We start from the raw sequence: 17,398 nt of genomic DNA, 5'->3' as shown, positions 1-17,398 counted from the left end.
TTCACTTCCAGTCCCGTCACGGACGAACTGACCATCGTGACGATGAACTTCGGCGTGTCGCCGCGGCGTTTGATCAGGACGTCTTCGCCGTCATCGACTTCGACGTGATAGCCCTCGCCCAGCGACGCCTTCAGTGAATCGCGCAGGATCTGCGCGGCGTGGTTCTCCCCCGTGTTTCGCGGGATCTTGGTTTCGACATCGATGGCGTCCTTGCCGGCCGGTGCGATGCGGAATGTGATGGCGCCATCGCTGTCCGACGTGTGATTGAGGGCGATGCGCCACTTGCTGACCGGCTTCGGTTCGGCGGCGTGGGCGGTGACGGCAAACAGACCGATCCAGAGCGATGCCGCCAGCGCGACGGCCCGATTGAGACGACGAATTTCCACGGCTCTCCCTCCTGCGTGAATGACTGGGCGCAGGTATAGGCAGGAACCGGGTTCCTGTCAGTACGTATGAAGGGCGGCGGGGGCTGCCTTTGCGCAGCGGATTCGCCTCTGCCTGTGGGGCCGGCTTCAGCCGGCCATCTGAAGAGTCAGGCTAAAGCCTGACCTACAAGCCTGACATTTTTCAGGCCGGCTAAAGCCGGCCCCACAGGCTCTCGATCAGGCGGCCGCCGGCACCGCGGCCAGCGGCTGCAGGCGCCGCCGGAACTGCGCGCGCAGCAGCAGCCAGCTGGTGACGGCCTGCAGGGTCACGGTCGTGACCGACAGGTACCACAGGTGCTCCACCTGGAACCACGACTGCTGCGACATCCAGATCGCCGGCAGAACGAACGTCAGCACGCGCGAGCCGGTGGCGATCAGCGCGGGACGGGTGTCGCCGAGCCCCTGGAACATGCTGGAACACGTGAAGATCACGCCCTGCGCAACGAAGTACCACGAGGTGATCGTCAGGAACGTCGCCGCGACCGAGCGCACCTCGGGCTCGTCGGTGAATCCCGCCACCAGCAGGGCCGGGCTCAGATGGATCAGCACCGTCAGCGTCGCCATGATGACGGAGCTGATCAGCACGGCCTTGCGGAAGGTTTCGCGCACGCGCTCGGGCTGGCGCGCGCCGAAGTTCTGGCCGGCGATCGGCCCCGCCGCAAACGCGACCGCCATCGCGGGCAGGAAGATGGATTGCATGACGCGCGAGCCGATGCCGAAGCCCGCCTGTGCGGTGGCGCCGAAATCGCGGATACACCAGTAGATGACGCCCATGAACAGGAACAGCAGCAGGAATTCGCCGCCGGTCGGCAGGCCGATCGCCAGCACGCGCTTCCAGGCATCCATGCGCGGCCGCCACTGCTCGGGATGGAAGCCGACGTACTTCTCCAGCCGCGCGAAATAGAACCCGAGCAGGCCGACGGCAGCGATGATCGCGATCGTGCTCGCCAGCCCCGCGCCCGCCACGCCCATCGGCTTGCCCGTGCCCCAGCCGACGATCAGTATCGGCGCGAGAATGACGTTGAGAATCACGGTCACGACCTGCGCCACCATCGTCGGCTTGACGATGCCCGTGCCGCGCAGCGCCGAGCCCATCGCCACCAGCGCGAACTGCGCCGCCATCCCGGGCAGGAACCAGTAGAGATAGGTGACGCCGGCCTCGATGGTCGCCGCATCCGCGGCCACCGCCTGCACATAGGGACGCGTCAGCGCATAGCCGCCGATCAGCGTGATGAGCGCGCAGAGCGCGGACAGCACGATCGACTGATTGAAGAACAGATTGGCCTCGGCCTGGTCCTTGCGACCGACCGCGTGCGAAATCAGCGCGACCGTGCCAACGCCCAGCACCTGCGTCAGGCCGATGACGATGAACATGAGATTGCCGGCCGCACCGACGCCGGCGATCGCCGCATCGCCCAGGCGCGCCACGAAATACAGATCGACCAGGTAGTAGAGCGTCTGGAAGATCATGCCGAAGGCGATCGGCAACGCCATCGCCACGATGTGCCGGGAAACCGGTCCCTGCGTCAGGTCTTTCACGAATCACCGCTGGAGTGCATGCACGGGGGAACGCCGCTGCCAGTAGTGACTGGCAGAAGCAGGCTGATCGAGCTGGAGTGCAGGGCCCCGACCCTGCCGGCGCATGACAGCATCCGGCACCGGCCGGAGTCAATCGAAGAACAGGATTTCACACGGAGATCAAGACAGGTGATTCTTCTGTGGGGCCGGCTTCAGCCGGCCTCTTCAAGTGCGACAGGCCGGCTGAAGCCGGCCCCACAGGAAGAGGATCGCCCTTCAGGTCTCCGTGACCTCCGTGTGAAACAGTCCTATTTGATCTCGTAGACCAGGTTCACGGTGGTCAGCGTGTCGGTCTTCTCGAAGCCGACCGGCGGATCGGTGTTGTGGCGCACCGAATAGCCCACGGCGAGCGCCAGGACTTCGGTCATCTTCACCTGCAACGAAAGATCGTTCTGATAGAACGTGTTGTCGGCGCCGGCTTCGACGATGAACTTGTCGATCAGCGTGGTGGTCTCGGTGAACTGGTGTTCGAAATCGAGCGTGCCGCGAAACACGATGTCGTCCTCGCGCGTGCCTTCCTCGATCAGCAGGCCCGTGTTCTCATCGAACGCATCGCGCGTTTCGAAGAACTTGTAACCGACGCCGGCCGTGCCGACGAACTTGGTGCGATCCGTGTCGATGAACTTGCGACCCAGACCGGTCGATACGGTCGCCTGATATTCGAAGCCGCTGAACTCGTCGTCTTCGTAGCGCGCCGCGCCGAACCAGAAGGTCTTCGGGCTGAAGTTGTAATCGGATTGACCGAAGGCTTCCCAGCGCTGCGCGGTCGTACCCGTATCGTCGGAAGCATAGAGCCCGGCGAGTCCGAACTGGTTCTTCCACTTGTCGCGCTCGTGAGCCATGTTGAGCTTGACGTTGGCCGTTTCCGTTTCGGTATTGCCGCTGGCGATGACCAGGCCAGCCTCCCCCTTTCCCGTCCAGTCGGCGTAGGCCGGCGTAACCGCCCCCAGCGCCAGCAAAGGCAACAACAGTTTCGAATGCATGAATCCTCCTCTTTCAACACCATTGCAGAGCAATGGTCACTTACATAACGGCAACATCGCTGCAGCCGGAATACGTAGATGCTACCCCGTGACAGTCGCGGTGCCGCCACTGAAACCATTATCCGGTAACATGCGTTCGTCCATTGAATCACGATGTCTGCACCTGATCGAACCGCCGGAACTCCCGGTACCTCCGCCAAGCAAGAGAACATGTACCGGGCCGTCATTGCACTGCTGGTTGTCGCCGCGCTGAGTTTCGCTGTCGTCGCCGCGACGCGACAGGAACCCGTCGAGAAGTCGGCCGAACGCTATCCATTCTCGCGCGACACCGTGCCGCAGATCGCCAGGCGCCTCGCGGACGAGTCGCATTCGCCGCCGCGGATCGACAGCGCTTCCCCGCTGCGACAGATCAGCTATGACCAGTATCGCGACATCCGCAACAACCCCGATGCCGCCATCTGGCGCAACGATCAGGTGCCCGTGCGTCTCGAACTGTTGCCGGCGGGCTTTCTGTTCCAGACACCGGTGAAGGTATCGATCGTCGAAGGCGGCGTGGCGCGCGACGTACGGCCCGGTCCCGACACCTACCAGTTCGGACCGTCGGTGAACAAGGCGCTCGCCGGACTCACGCTGCCGCTTTCCGGTTTCCGTCTGCGCGGCCACATCAACTCACGATCGGTGTGGGACGAGTTCCTCGTCTTCCAGGGCGCCTCGTACTTCCGCGCGGTCAGCAAGGACAACGTGTACGGGCTTTCGGCACGCGGCCTCGCGCTGAAAACGGCCAGCGCGACCGGCGAGGAATTCCCGCAGTTCACGCACTTCTGGATCGAGCGTCCTTCGGCGAACGCGGCCGGCGTGGTCGTTCACGCGCTGCTTGAGAGTGCATCGACCACAGGCGCCTACCGCTTCGCCATCGTCCCGGGCACCGAAACCATCATGGACGTCACGCTCACGCTCTTTCCGCGCGTGGCACTCGACAGCGTGGGCATCGCGCCGCTCACCTCGATGTTCTATTTCGACGAGCTGACGCGTTCGCGCATCGACGATTTCCGCGACGAAGTGCACGACTCGGACGGACTGCAGATCGTCACCGACACGGGCGAGCAGCTGTGGCGGCCGCTCGCCAATCCGACGCAGCTGCAGGTATCGAGCTTCACGGCCACGGCGCCGCGCGGCTTCGGACTGGTGCAGCGCTCGCGCCGCTACACCGATTACCAGGATCTCGAAGCGCGCTACGAACGGCGTCCGAGCGCGTGGATCGAGCCGATCGGCGCGTGGGGCGCGGGCGCAGTGACGCTCATCGAAATCCCCACCGACTCGGAAACCAACGACAACATCATCGCCTTCTGGCGTCCGCACGACGCCATCCCTGCCGGCAAACCCTGGCAGCTGTCCTACCGGCTGCGCTGGAACGAACGTCCGCGCATCATGCCGGCGCTGAGCCGCGCGTCGGTGAGCCGGTCCGGTCCCAGCCACGACGGCAAGCGCCGCCTGTTCGTCATCGATTTCGCCGGCGGCGTGCGCTCCGTAGAAGATCTGAAGCTGGAAGCCGGCACCTCCGCAGGTAAGATCAGCAACGTGAACCTGCAGCCCAATCCCTCCACCCGCGGCGTACGCGCCAGCTTCGAGCTGGCACCGGGCGATGCCACCGTCGCCGAACTGCGCGTGCGACTGATGCGCGGCACCCGCCCCGCTTCGGAAACCTGGCTCTATCGATGGACGGGCACCTGAACCCGCCGACTCCTCCGGGCGGCGGCACTGCGAAATCCCAGTCTCCGTTCGGCTCGATGCCAGCGGAAGCGCCGCTGGAAATGCCGGTGCAGGACCGCTACCGCGCACCCTCCGCCGTTCCTCCCGAGACCCGTCCCGTCACGTGGCTCGCGCGCCTGATCGCCGCGGCCGCGACGCTCGGCATCTTCGGCTACGGCCTCAACGAGATGATCGCCACCGCCGGCTTCAGCAACATGACGAGCCTGCAGGCCGCGATGATCGTGTTCTTCGCCCTCACGCTGTTGTGGATTGCGTTCTCGGCGGGCTCCGCGCTGTGCGGCCTGCTCACACCGCGCCAGCGTTTCCGGCATGAGCCCGCCGACGGCAGCCGCACGGCGCTGGTCATGCCCGTCTACAACGAAGATCCGTTGCGTACGACCTCGGCATTGCAGGCGATGGCGGAAGCGCTCGCAGCCATCGATGCGGCGAAGCATTTCGAGATCGTCATCGTCTCCGACTCCACCAATGCGGATGCGTGGATCGCCGAAACCCTCGCAGCCGCGCGTCTGCGCGCCGCACTCGCACAGATCATGCCCGTGCGTTATCGCCGCCGCTGGCACAACGTCGGCCGCAAGGTCGGCAATGTCGAAGACTTCGTGAAGCATTGGGGCGGGCACTACGACTACATGATCGTGCTCGATGCCGACAGCCTGATGAGTGCGCAGACGCTGCTGGCGCTGGTCGAGCGCATGCAGGCCGATACGAAGCTCGGCATCCTGCAGACCGTGCCCGCGCTGATCGGCCAGGCGAGTTTCTTCGCGCGCCTGCAGCAGTTCGCGAGCCGCCTGTACGGCGGCGTGATCGCGCGCGGCATGGCCGCATGGTCGGGCAACGAGGGCAACTACTGGGGACACAACGCCATCATCCGCGTGCGCGCTTTCGCCGAGGCCTGCGGCCTGCCGCAGCTGCCGGGCCGCAAGCCGTTCGGCGGATTCGTGCTCTCGCATGATTTCATCGAAGCCGCCTACCTCCGGCGCGCCGGCTGGAAAGTGCAGATGGCGGCCGACCTGCAGGGCTCGTGGGAAGAAGGCCCGCCTTCGCTCACCGACATCGCCGTCCGCGATCGTCGCTGGGCGCAGGGCAATCTGCAGCACCTGAAACTCATCGGTTCGAGCGGGCTCACGTGGACGAATCGCCTGCACCTGGCCGTCGGCATCATGAGCTATCTCGCCTCGCCGCTTTGGCTGATGCTGATCCTGATCGGCTTCGCGCTGACCCTGCAGGCGACGCTGATCCGGCCGGAGTATTTCAGCAAGACGTTCCAGCTCTTTCCCGACTGGCCGGTGTTCGACGCGCACCGCATGATGATGCTGTTCCTGTTCAGCATGATCGTGCTGCTGACGCCGAAGATGATCGGCTTCGCGCGCGGCTGGCTGTTTCCCGGCATCCGCCGCAACTGCGGCGGATTTCTCGGCGTGCCCGTCAGCGCCGTCGTCGAACTGCTCGTCTCGGCGCTCTACGCGCCCGTGATGATGCTGATCCAGACGGAGCACGTCTTCAGCATCCTCACCGGCCGCGACTCCGAATGGATCGCACAACGCCGCCAGGCCGAAGTCATGTCATGGAAAGAGTCGGCCCACTTCCACTGGAAGCACATGGTGATCGGCATCGTGCTGGGCGTCATCGCCTACCTGCTCTCGCCCACGTTGCTCGCTTGGTTGTCGCCCACGGTCGCGGGCCTCGTGCTCGCCATCCCGCTTTCCAAGGCCAGCGGCAGCGTACGTCTCGGCCAGGGCTTCTCGCGGCTCGGACTGTTCCGCATTCCCGAGGAACGCGAAGCGCCTGCCGTTCTGCGTCGTCGCGATGAAATCATGCACGCCGCCGAACCGCTGCCGGCCGATGGTCTGCGTTATCTCGCACGCCACCCCGTCGAACGCGCCGCACATGTCGCGAACAATCTCGCGCGACCGCACGAACTGCGCGGCCATCCCAACGCCCATCGCCTCACGGCCGCCGCCAAAGTGATGCAGGCGCAAAGCCTGCGCGAAGCCCTCGGCTGGCTCAGCGCGCCCGAGCGCATCGAAGTCGCCGCCGATCGCGAGCTGCTGGAACACCTGGGACAACTGCCGCAGGTGGAGGCGGTGGGGTAAGGATCGGACCGGATCCGGATTTCACACAGAGATCACGGAGAACACAGAGTCGAGAAGAAGAATTTCCCACCGGGACACGGGGAGCACGGGGACCGAACGCGAAGAGGTCCGAATCTATTTCCGCTCCGGGTCTTCGTCAGATGGCGATTGCTGGGCAGCTTGCGTCGCGCGTAGCGCAGCAACATCGGCCAGATCTTCTGGCCTTCCTGAAGACAACTTTGCGCTGAGCAGATCGTCACGCGAAATGAACGGCACGTTCAGGCCGCTCTCGATCTCCTGGATCACGCGCCTTTCCCAGGCCTTGTCGAAATCCACCCCTTTTATCTTTGGAAGAATGTCCACCATGGCGGGCGGAGAGCCCATGCGAAAGAAGTTCTCGGGTTGTGTGAAGTCCTTCGGCGTCAATCCTGCAATCGGAGCACCGAACTTCATCAGCGCTGCAAACAGCGCCTCGCTGTTCTCACTCGACGGGTCGACGAGAATGTCCAGATCCTTGGTTGCCCTCGGCTGAGCATGAATCGAAACCGCATAACCGCCGACGATCAGATACCGGACGTCATGGGCGTTGAATGCGGACAAGAGTTCTTTGAAGTCGGGGTACATCCTGAATCTCGCCTCTCAACCGATACGACTCGAGCGTGATGTCCCAAACGGCCTGCAGCCGCTCGCTCGCAGGGACGCTCTGCCAATAGCGATACTCCTCCGCCTTCATGGCATCGAGACTGGAGAACTTCCGGATGCTTTTATCCATGCGGGGATAGTACGTTCAAAGGGCACTTCGCAAAAGCCGCTGTCTGGTCCCCTCCTCCGCGCAGCGGGGGGCCGCTCCTGCGCATCCTTGCGCTCGCGGCATTCGCACATCCATGTGCAGCAGAGGGTCAGGGTGGGGGCCTTCTTACTGTGGGGCCGGCTTCAGCCGGCCTCTTCATCAGAGTCAGGCTGAAGCCTGACCTACAAAAACCCCCTGTCCTTCTGATGGGCAGGAGCCCGAATGCCGCGAGCGCAAGGATGCGCAGGAGCGGCCCCCCCCCGCTGCGCGGAGGAAGGGACGCATGGCTCGACCCTCATCTCATCGTTTAGCACCCAATGCAGCTTCAGCCAGCTTTCCGAAGACGCGGCTTGCCTGCTGATCTCCTTCAATGCTACGTTTCGTAGCACTACGATCCGTCACGGACACACCATTGTGAAGACAACGAAGACCGGGCTGGGCGAACTGGAACGCGCAGTGATGAAGATCGTCTGGGCCAACCCGACCGTGAGCGCCGAAACCGTTCGCGACAAACTGGGGCAGGGCCACAAGGAAACGACGGTTCGCACCGTCCTGCGACGCCTCGAAGAAAAGGGACTGGTGCGGCACGAAGTCGACAACCGCACCTTCATGTATTCGGCGGTGGAACCGCGCGCGCGGGTGGCGGCGCGCGCGGTGAAACGCATCGTCGACTGGTTCTGCGACGGTTCGGTCGATGAAGTGCTCGTCGGCATGGTCGATTCCGACATGCTGGACAAGGCGCAGCTCGATCGCCTGATGGAGCGTGTCGAACAGGCCAGACAGGGCAAGACCGGTGCAGGGCGCGCGAAAAAAGGAGCGAAACGATGACCCTCGCGGTACTCGAAGCTGCCCTGCGTAGCTCGGCACTCCTCGTCGCCGTCTGGCTGCTGCTGCGCGCCCTGCGGATACGCCATCCGGGCGTCGAACGCACGGCATGGCTGTTCGTGCTCGCCGCTTCGATCGTCATGCCGTTCGGCATGCAGCTCGCGGTGCTGCCGCAGCTGGTCGCACCCATCATCGATCTGCCGACAGCAACGATCGGTGGAATGACGATCCTGGATGCCGCATTCGAATGGCAACGACTGCTCCTCTGCCTCTACCTCGCCACGGCCGGCGCGCTCTGCCTGCGTCAGGCGATCGGCCTCGCACGGCTGTGGCGTGTGAAGGCACGGGCGCAGCCGCTGGCATCGAGCGGCAGAATCGACGTACGTACATCGAGTGCGGTGGGCGCGCCCGCCACCGTCTTCTCGACGATCCTCGTGCCGGTCGATTTCGAAACGTGGAGCAACGAAGAACGCGAAGCGGCGCTGGCCCATGAGCAGGCCCACCTCCGGAACGGCGACTTCTACGTGCAGGCGCTCGCCCACCTGCATCGGCATCTCTTCTGGTTCAATCCGCTCGCGTGGTGGCTGCCGAAACGCCTGTCGCTGTTGAGCGAGTTCGTCAGCGACGAAGCGGCAGTCGCGATTCAGGAGCGCACGGCCTATGCGCAACTGCTGCTGCGCTGCGCACGCAGGACGACCGGCGACGAGCAGGCCATCGCGATGGCGCGCGCTGCGGCGCTCGCAACACGCGTCGAACACATTCTCGATCCGGCCGCAGGCGGGAACCGCCCGGCGCGGTGGAAGCATGCGGCGATGGCAGCAGTCCTGCTGCCCGTCGTTGCAGTCTCCGCCACCCTGCAGACGAAGCAGGCGCTGCCCGACGCGAATGCCGCGGCGGCGACAGCAATCGCATCGGACAACGTGACGCTGCCGAAGAGCAATCGCGCGCGGCCGCTGTCGCATCCCGTCTACCCTCCCGCATCGCGCCGCCTGGGCGAGACCGGCACGGTGGTTCTCAAGCTGCACGTGCTCGAAGACGGTAGCGTCGGCGACGCGCTCATCCGCAAATCGAGCGGCCATCCGGACCTCGACTACGCCGCGATGTACGAATCGTTCCGCTGGCAGCTCGATCCGGGCACGGTCGATGGCCAGCCCATGCGCATGTGGGGTGAGTTCGCGGTGACGTTCAAACTCACGCCGTGAGCGCCGTGCGTGTGACTTGCCGTTCGCTTGCCTGCCTCTTGGTCATGCTGACGGGCTGCGCGTCGCAGCCTGCCGTCCTCGGTTCGAAACCGCTGTGGCCTTTCGAGGAGATCGCATTCCGCACGAGCGTCGGCACCGTCACGGGATATGTCTCGCGCCCGGAAGGACCTGCCGAACGCCTGATCGTCGTTCTGCAGACGTCGCCCTGCCCGGCCGATCAGCAGGATGCCGGGCAACACCTCGCCACGGGCGGGCTGGTCTGGAAGCAGTTCAAGGACGATTCGTTCTTTCTGCAGTTCGAGCGGCCCGGCGGCGGCGATGCCCATTCGGTCATCGTTGCCTGCGATCGCGCCGATCGCCATCGCCCGGCCTGGCAGGATGCCGTTGCCGATTCCGTCACGGCCCTGCGCCGGCATGAACGTCTCGACGTGCCGACGTTCTACGTCGGCATCGGCCGCGGCGCGACGACCGCGCTCACGCTCGCAGCACGCGACACGCGGGCGAGTTCCGTGGCCCTGCTGAGCGGGATGCTGGACGCGGGCTTCGCACCCGCGATCGAAGCGGCTGACGTCCGCTCGCACTTGCCGCCCGTGCTGATCCTGCATGCCGCGGACGATCGCCGCACTCCGCTCACGCAGGCGGAGCAGACCCTGGCGCGACTGGGCGCGAAGCAGTGGCCGGCGGCCCTGCTGATCTTCGAAGGCACTGATTCCGATTTCGGGCTCCAGTCGAGCACGGCCGATTGTTTCGACCTCGTCGCACAGACGCTCGGCGAGCGCGTCCGGAAGGAACACAAAGCCGGCGACCTGCCCATCTCGCGCATTGCATGCCCGGACGGAACGGACGCAGCTTCCGGATCGAGCGAAATACAGATCGAACACATCGAGCAACGCTGACTGCTCGTGGCTCTTCCTGTGGGGCCGGCTTCAGCCGGCCTTCTGGGGTGTAGGAGTCAGGCTAAAGCCTGACCTACAGGAAGACTCGTACCTCCACTCAGAACATCACCCTGATCTGCGCACTCGACTGATTCTGTCCATAGCTGCGGAAATCGCGGTTCGAATCGCGATCGTTCCAGCGATAGGCAAGCCCCAGGCTGATGAAGTCGCGCGGCGTCCATTCGAGCGAGAGCTGCGCCGACTGCACCGTATCCTCGCGGCCGGCGTCGATGGGCGGCAGCAGCAGCGTGTTGCCGACGTAGTCCTGCTTCTCGTACGAGAACATCGCGGCGAGTTCGATGGCGGTGGTGGGCTTCCAGGTGGGCGTGATGCTGACGCCGTCGCCGACGAAGTAATCCGATTCGGCATCGACGTACGCGCGCAGTTTGTGCCAGGCCTCGATCTCGAACGACAGCTTGGTGCGCGGCTCCCAGACCATGCCGACATTCCAGATCTCGCCGGAATAGTCGGTCGCGACCGGATTGTCGTAGTCGCGATCGAGATAGCCCAGGCTGGCTGTGAACATTGTCTTGACCGAGAGCACGTAGCGGCCGCGCAGCGTGGGAATGGTTTCCTCGTAACCGCGCGCAGCGCCGGCGAGCGCTTCGGCTTCCGGGAAGTCCGCATTCGTCACGAGATACTCGGCGGCAAGACTCGAACCGGCCGGCGTGGTGTATTCGATGCCGCCGCGGCCGGTGGTGCTTTCGAAATTCTCCGTCTGGCGCAGATCGGCGCTGTGATCGGTGTCCTGCGCCGCGCCGCCGGCGAAAATTCGCCAGCGCGAACCGAAGCCGTAGCGGACTTCGCCGCCGTAGCTCGCCGACTCGACCACGTCCTTTTCGAAGAAGCGATAGTTCTCGAGATTGGCCTGGGCGCGGTCGTACTTCGCGAACAGCCTGCCCGACCAGTTGCTCGCGACCTGCCAGTCCCAGAAGACATCGGCGTTGCCGCCGGTGTAATCGAGATCGTCGTTCTTCTGGTAACGCACGTCATCGATGCGCACGTCCGCATGGAAGACCTGGCGCGCGGCATCGAGCCGCACGCGCAGACCCGCGGAGGCACGATTGATCTGGTCCTCGCGATTGCGCGTCACGCCCGTCACCGGATCCATCAGCGGCGCTTCGCCGTCGGGCAGCTTGAACAGGTTGTCGTCGTAGAGATAGCGATCCGAGAGGATGAACTTCACCGGATCGGTCGCGGTCGGCGCTTCGCCGGCGACGGCGATCGACCCCGCGCACAGCGCGGGCAGACACAACACGCACGCACTGCGGCGCGCGCGACTAGGGTTTCGAGTACTGCTTGCGGACTTTCTCATAGGAGGCTCCTTCGCCCCGTGGACGCGCCGGCGCACCCTGCGTCGTCGCCGGGTCGGCGCGGTACAGCTCCAACGTCCGGTCCGCAACGGAGTTCCAGTCGAATGCGGACAGGTCCGCCTCGATTTCAATCGGCGGCGCGCTCGTGCGCAGTGCCTGCAGATGCTCCGCCGTGAGTGCGCCGTCATAGAGCTGCAGCCACTGCGCACCGACGCGCTGCTGGATCTCCGGCAGCGCGCCGAGCCGCGGCGCGAGCACCACGCGATTGAACGACAGTGCGAGCAGCACGCTGCCCGAGTTGAGGATGCTGTCGAACGGCAGCACGGTCGCATCCGCGGCGCCGAAGTACGTCGGCACATCGGCGTCCTGAATGAACTCGAGTCGCAACGTGACCCGGTCATCGCCGTCGCGCAGCGCCGACAGCGCTTCGGCGCTGATGCCGTGACCCGGCTGTCCCGCCACGATCAGGTGCAGATCGCGGCCCGGCAGTTGCCGGAATACCTCGATCAGATGCGGCACGTTCTTGTAGCGCCGCACATTGCCGAAGAACAGCAGGGTGAAGGAGTCGGGCGGTACGCCGAGCCGGCGACGCGCCGCGTCTCGCGCCGGCACCGCTGGATATTCGTGACGATAGTGACCGTGCGGCACGACCGCGGACGGCTTGCCGGCCAGCACCGGATACCGTTCCCGCGCCGATTCGAGTCCGGACTGCGTGAGCGCGACGACATGCGTGCACGCGCGCGGGAACCACAACGGAAACAGTCGACGCGACAGCCAGTGACACTGATCGTGTGCGCTCAGGTTGTGGGTCATCCACACCACGCGCGTACGGCGCAGTCGCAGCCAGCCGATGAGCGCGGCGAAGCGCAGATGCTTGACGAGCGAACCCCACCAGCTCGCGCTCGTGAGATGGGAGTCGGGCCAGTGCACGTGCAGCACGTCGTAGCGACGCCGCAGCGCACGAACGTAGGAGAAGTCGTCGACCGTCGCGCCGGCGCGTTCGAGACTCGCAGCGAAGCGGCGCACGAACGGATTGCCCGGATCGTGCTTCGGAAACATCGACACCCGCATCGTGGTGGCTGGTGTGGTCACGAGGCCGTCGATGTCCGCGGCGCAACGCAGCCGGTGGCGGCGGGTGGAACCGACTGCACGCGGATCGCCGTTTCCCAGACTTTCAGATAGTCGGCAAACACGCGATCGACGCTGAAGTCCGCCGCGCGTTCGATGCAGGCGGCAAAGAAATCGGCGCCGCGCCATCCCGCATCGATCTGCTGCCGCAGCAGCGATGCCAGATGCTCGCTGTCGGCGGGCCGGTAGACGAAGCCCGTGCGGCCGTCGTCGACGATCTCCGGCATGCCGCCGACGTTGGCGACCATCGACGGCACACCGTGTCCGTAGGCTTCGTAGATGACGCGGCCCAGCGGTTCCTCCCACACCGAAGGCACGACGAGCAGGTCGATGCGTTCGAGGAATTCGGCAGGACGCACGAAGCCGAGGAACTGGACGTTCGACGCCGGATACGCGCGACGCAAGCCGTCGACGTACGACTCCTCGCCCCTGCCTCCCAGCAGCACCGTCACCTGCGATTCAGGCAGACGCTTCACCGCATCGAGCAGCACTTCGATGCCCTTGGTGTTTTCCATGCGCCCCAGATAGCCGACGACGATGGGCGTGCCGGGCGCCTTGTTCACGCGCGGCGTGGGCTGCACGCGTGCATTGTTGGCTCCGTGAATGACGAACTTGTGCGGCACGTCGCCAAAGAGGCCGGTGTCTTCCAGACGCGTGAGCATGCGCCGGCTCAGGCTGATCACGGCCGCAGGCAGATTCGAATACAGCCGCCGCGGCGTCGAGTACACGCGGCACGGACCGCATTGACGCGCGCAATTGCGGTCGCCCGACACCATCGTGCATTTCGGGCAGCCGAGATAGTAGTCGTGCAGCATCTGCACCAGTGGAATGTTCATGGAGCGGATCGTCGGCCACAACGAAACCGAAAAGCCCTGCAGGTTGCTGGTCTGCACGACGTCGGGCCGTTCCTGCTCGAGAATCCGTCGCACGCGGCGCGCCATGACCGGGTTGTAGGCGTCGATGAGATGCCACGACATGCGCTCGATGCGACTGCGTCCGGCTTCCGATTGTTTCCAGAACAGATTCGCGAGCGGCACGTACCAGGTTCGCACGCCGCCGATTTCGCCCTGACGCGCCTGCCCGTCGGGCGCGAGGCTGACCACCACGGCCTCGTGGCCGTTGGCGACCAGGCTTTCCGCCAGGATGCGCACGGTCCGCTCGGCGCCGCCCTTTTCGTTGGGCGCATAGAGCGTCGATACGAACAGCACCTTCATGCACGCAGCTCGATGTAGCAGTACCACGCGAAACGCCGCAGCCCCGGAATGCGGCAGATCAGCCGATCGATCGACCACACCGCGCGGGTCAGCCAGCGATCGGGGCGCACGTTCGAGGTGATCAGGCCCAGCAGCGGCGACACCAGCCCGAAGTAGACGACCTTCGACGAGGCGAAGCCGCGCGACATCGCGCGCAGATCGCGCGCGAGCAGCGGATGCTCGTCCGGCGTGCGCATTTCCGGCGTCCGGTCGCGCACCCAGTTGAGCACCGGATTGTGGCCGAGCGGCTCCGCAAAGATCGCCGTGCCGCCGTCGCGCAATACGCGATGCAGCTCCTGCATGGATTTCTCGATGTCGAGGTGATGCACGATGCCGGCGCCGATGACGACGTCGACGCTGTCGTCGGCGAGCCGCATGTCTTCTGCATTGTCGACCGAGAACTTCACGTTCGGCAGCGCGCGCTGATCCGCGATGCGCTGCGCCTGCACGATGGCCACGTCGGAAATGTCGATGCCCGTGACCTGCCGCGCCACGTGCGCGAGATCGAAGGCCATGATCTCGGCACCGCAGCCGTATTCGAGCACGCTGCGGCCGCGGCTCGCCGCGGTGACGCGCTGGCGGAACTCCTCGAAGCCATAGGCGATGGCATCGTAGAAGCGCCGCGTGCGCGATTCGCGCGATGCATTGTTGTCGACGAAGCGCTGGTTGTGAAAATCGCGCTCGCGTTCGATTCGCTGTGCTGCGTCCATTCGATGCCTCATTTGACGGGAGTGGAGGCACTGAGACGCTTCAGTGCCGTGGCTGGCCCGTTCCGGGCCGAAGGATCTTCGCCGACCCGCTGTCGGCGATGGATCTGCGCAATGGCGCGGCCCAGTTGCGTGCCGCGGTCCTGCCACCGGTACAGCGAACGCGCCACCTCGTAGGCCTGTTCCTGGCGCCGGTCGAGCAGGTCGAAACGGTCGATGTCGGCAACGATGCCGGCCGTGAGCGACTCGAGATCGTCGCGCAGCAGCATGTGTTCGCGCAGCGACGGCGGCAGTCCGGCGGCCGCATCGGCCAGGGTTGCGATGGGCACGCGCGCGAACAGATAGTCGAGGAACTTCAGCTTGAAGCCGCCGCCGATGACTTCGGGCACGACGGCCATCCTCGCCTGCGCCAGACAGGCGACGGGATCGTCCACGAATCCGAGGAAGCGCGTCGCGCGCGCATTCGCTGCGAGTTCCTCGCGCAGCCTGTCGGGAACGGCGCCGATGATGTCGAGCTGGATGTCGTGCTGCGCGAACACCGTATCCGCGGTCTGCACGAAGCGCCGCAGATTCTCCTGCTTCATCACCCAGTGGAACGAGCCGACGATCGCTACCCGCCGCGGCGTCGCCGCATCGATGCTGCGCGGCGCGGCGACGGTGCCGGAGTAGCCGGGCGTGAGCGTGATGGCCTGCGGACCGTCGCCGGCCCGCGTCAGCGCTGCGCGATCCTCGTCCGTGATGGTCGTCAGCAGATCGACGTGACGGACGACGCGCTGTTCCAGCGCCCGTACCTTGAGCGCGTTCAGCCGGACGACGAAGCGACGCGCCAGCGAGCCGCTGGCCGAGGCGGACAGATCGCGCCAGACGGCGGCTTCGTGATTGTGCGAGACATGCACGATCGCCGGCGGCGGCTGCGCCGTGAAGCGCTGCGCCAGGCAACGGTCGAGCGCCCAGCCGGCCGCATAGGTGTCGAGCACGATCGCATCCCATGCTTCGCGCAGCTGTTCTTCGAGCAGGCGCCGGTAGCCGGGACTCGCATCGACGGCCGCACCGTTCGGCAGTCGCGAGAACAATGCGAGCCATTCGCTGCGGCGCCCGTCCGGCACGGACACCCACTCGACGTGCTGCGCTTCCGGCGGTGCGGCACCGGCGGCGCCGAACCCGAGGAAGCGCACGCTGGCGCCCGCCGCGGCCAGCGACTCCGCGAGTTTCGCCGAATAGACCTTGGCGCCGGCATCGGCGGGATACGGCATGTAGCGGGCGATCCAGAGAATGCGCAGAGCGTTGCCGGACTCAGGTTGCACGAACGGGGCCTCCCACTTCAGTGCGGCGCCGGAACCATTCGCGCATGGCCGCCGCCAGCTTCACTTCGAACAGGCGCCAGGAAATCCACGACACCGGCAGCGCCACCAGCAGCGATGCGATGCCGAACACGACGAGACCCACGCTGTTGCCGTACTCGGGCACCACGTAGGCGAGCACGAGGCGCTTGAACAGCGCCATCACCAGCGTGTGCCAGAGATAGAAGCTGTAGCTGATGTTGCCGAGGAACTGGAACGTGCGACCGCACAGGAATCCGGTCTGCCGGCTCGCATCGAGGGTGACGCTGGCGAACAGATGCAGCGAGGCGACGAACGCGACCAGCAGCGCGATCCAGCGGCCGTCGAGCAGGAAATCGAACACGGTGTCGTTCAGATGCGCCATGAAGGCACCCGTCGCGGACCACGCGAACAGGAACACCAGGAAGCTGAGCGCCGGGAATTTCAGCCAGCGCATGCGCGCCGCGAACCAGTCGCGGTAGTAGAAGACAATGACGCCCGTCAGGAAGAACAGCGCGCGCGGAAACAGCATCACGAACAGCGCACCCAGCGCGAACCACAGGGTCAGCAGCGCGTAGCGCGGCTGCGCGCGGCGATACAGGAACAGTCCGACCGCGGCGGTGAGATAGAAAACCCACTCGTAGCTCAGGCTCCACGACACCTGGTGGATCATCGGAAAGCGCACGATCGGCGGCAGCAGGAACAGGTTGCCGACGAACAGCGCGGCCGCACTGCCGGCGCTGCGATCGTCCACCGGCGGGATCTGCATCAGGATGCACACGGCGGTGACGGCGCACAGGGCCGGCACCCACGCGGAGAAGATGCGACTGACGCGATCCTGCAGGAATGCGCCGATGCTCCGATGCCGCAGCAGGCTGCCGAGGATGACGAAGCCGCTGATCATGAAGAACATCTCGACGCCGTAGGTCAGCGAATGCCACAGCGTGCCGAGCAGGTCGGCCGGCAGCGAACCCGACGGCCAGGCGACGATGCCGGCGCTGCCGAGATGGAACACGAACACCAGCGACGCGCACAGGCCGCGGTAGCCGTTCAATGCGGCATTGAAGTCCTTCTTCTTTTCGCCGGGCGCGTACATGGGAA

At 65.3% G+C, this 17,398-nt stretch carries 15 protein-coding genes; 5 read left to right on the top strand and 10 right to left on the bottom strand.

Features of this window, described 5'->3' with window-relative positions; genetic code table 11:
* The 3 genes from V7D81_RS11100 to V7D81_RS11090 form a co-directional block, all read right to left on the bottom strand.
* The coding region (locus V7D81_RS11100; protein ID WP_324316582.1) for a hypothetical protein at nt 1–386 on the bottom strand (386 nt) is incomplete at its 3' end.
* A gap of 216 nt (nt 387–602) precedes the next feature.
* Nucleotides 603–1,964: an MATE family efflux transporter gene (locus V7D81_RS11095; RefSeq protein WP_324316581.1), complete on the bottom strand. Its 1,362-nt coding sequence runs from the start codon at nt 1,962–1,964 to the stop codon at nt 603–605.
* A gap of 287 nt (nt 1,965–2,251) precedes the next feature.
* Complete coding sequence (locus tag V7D81_RS11090; RefSeq protein ID WP_324316580.1) at nt 2,252–2,986, bottom strand: DUF481 domain-containing protein; 735 nt, start codon at nt 2,984–2,986, stop codon at nt 2,252–2,254.
* A gap of 153 nt (nt 2,987–3,139) precedes the next feature.
* On the opposite strand from V7D81_RS11090, the gene V7D81_RS11085 reads away from it, so the two are divergent.
* The gene (locus tag V7D81_RS11085) at nt 3,140–4,717 is read left to right on the top strand and encodes a glucan biosynthesis protein (protein ID WP_324316579.1); all 1,578 of its coding nucleotides are present in this window, start codon (nt 3,140–3,142) and stop codon (nt 4,715–4,717) included.
* Nucleotides 4,702–6,846 (top strand): glucans biosynthesis glucosyltransferase MdoH, encoded by a 2,145-nt coding sequence (gene mdoH / locus V7D81_RS11080; protein WP_324316578.1) that lies wholly within the window; start codon nt 4,702–4,704, stop codon nt 6,844–6,846. Before V7D81_RS11085 ends, mdoH begins: the two co-directional genes overlap by 16 nt.
* A gap of 114 nt (nt 6,847–6,960) precedes the next feature.
* Here mdoH and V7D81_RS11075 read toward each other — a convergent pair whose 3' ends face one another.
* Nucleotides 6,961–7,449 carry a DUF6036 family nucleotidyltransferase gene (locus V7D81_RS11075; RefSeq protein WP_324316577.1) on the bottom strand — a complete coding sequence of 163 codons (489 nt, stop codon included), beginning with the start codon at nt 7,447–7,449 and terminating at the stop codon, nt 6,961–6,963.
* 580 nt (nt 7,450–8,029) lie between these two features.
* Here V7D81_RS11075 and V7D81_RS11070 point away from each other — a divergent pair.
* From V7D81_RS11070 to V7D81_RS11060, 3 genes are read left to right on the top strand one after another with little or no spacing between them, the layout of a single operon-like run.
* Nucleotides 8,030–8,443 carry a BlaI/MecI/CopY family transcriptional regulator gene (locus V7D81_RS11070; RefSeq protein WP_324316576.1) on the top strand — a complete coding sequence of 138 codons (414 nt, stop codon included), beginning with the start codon at nt 8,030–8,032 and terminating at the stop codon, nt 8,441–8,443.
* Entirely contained in the window at nt 8,440–9,642 is a 1,203-nt protein-coding gene (locus tag V7D81_RS11065; RefSeq protein WP_324316575.1) for a M56 family metallopeptidase, read from the top strand. The genes V7D81_RS11070 and V7D81_RS11065 overlap by 4 nt, the downstream gene beginning before the upstream one ends.
* A 44-nt stretch (nt 9,643–9,686) precedes the next feature.
* Nucleotides 9,687–10,538: a hypothetical protein gene (locus V7D81_RS11060; RefSeq protein WP_324316574.1), complete on the top strand. Its 852-nt coding sequence runs from the start codon at nt 9,687–9,689 to the stop codon at nt 10,536–10,538.
* 97 nt (nt 10,539–10,635) lie between these two features.
* On the opposite strand, the gene V7D81_RS11055 is transcribed toward V7D81_RS11060, so the two are convergent.
* The 6 genes from V7D81_RS11055 to V7D81_RS11030 are packed head-to-tail and all read right to left on the bottom strand — an operon-like array spanning nt 10,636 to nt 17,393.
* On the bottom strand, nt 10,636–11,835 hold the full coding sequence (locus V7D81_RS11055) for a surface lipoprotein assembly modifier (protein WP_324316573.1): 1,200 nt from the start codon (nt 11,833–11,835) through the stop codon (nt 10,636–10,638).
* Between the two features lie 22 nt (nt 11,836–11,857).
* Entirely contained in the window at nt 11,858–12,982 is a 1,125-nt protein-coding gene (locus V7D81_RS11050) for a glycosyltransferase family 4 protein (protein ID WP_324316572.1), read from the bottom strand.
* Nucleotides 12,979–14,232 (bottom strand): glycosyltransferase family 4 protein, encoded by a 1,254-nt coding sequence (locus V7D81_RS11045; protein WP_324316571.1) that lies wholly within the window; start codon nt 14,230–14,232, stop codon nt 12,979–12,981. The genes V7D81_RS11050 and V7D81_RS11045 overlap by 4 nt, the downstream gene beginning before the upstream one ends.
* A complete protein-coding gene (locus V7D81_RS11040; protein ID WP_324316570.1) occupies nt 14,229–14,981 on the bottom strand; it encodes a class I SAM-dependent methyltransferase in 753 nt (250 codons plus the stop codon). The genes V7D81_RS11045 and V7D81_RS11040 overlap by 4 nt, the downstream gene beginning before the upstream one ends.
* A gap of 8 nt (nt 14,982–14,989) precedes the next feature.
* A complete protein-coding gene (locus V7D81_RS11035) occupies nt 14,990–16,282 on the bottom strand; it encodes a glycosyltransferase (protein WP_324316569.1) in 1,293 nt (430 codons plus the stop codon).
* Nucleotides 16,272–17,393: an acyltransferase family protein gene (locus V7D81_RS11030; RefSeq protein ID WP_324316568.1), complete on the bottom strand. Its 1,122-nt coding sequence runs from the start codon at nt 17,391–17,393 to the stop codon at nt 16,272–16,274. The genes V7D81_RS11035 and V7D81_RS11030 overlap by 11 nt, the downstream gene beginning before the upstream one ends.
* Nucleotides 17,394–17,398 lie beyond the last annotated feature (5 nt).

The organism is Povalibacter sp. (genome assembly GCF_036735925.1).
GTDB lineage: Bacteria > Pseudomonadota > Gammaproteobacteria > Steroidobacterales > Steroidobacteraceae > Steroidobacter.
The sequence above is the reverse complement of the archived record's forward strand: the minus strand, read 5'-3'. Positions and strand labels throughout refer to the sequence as shown.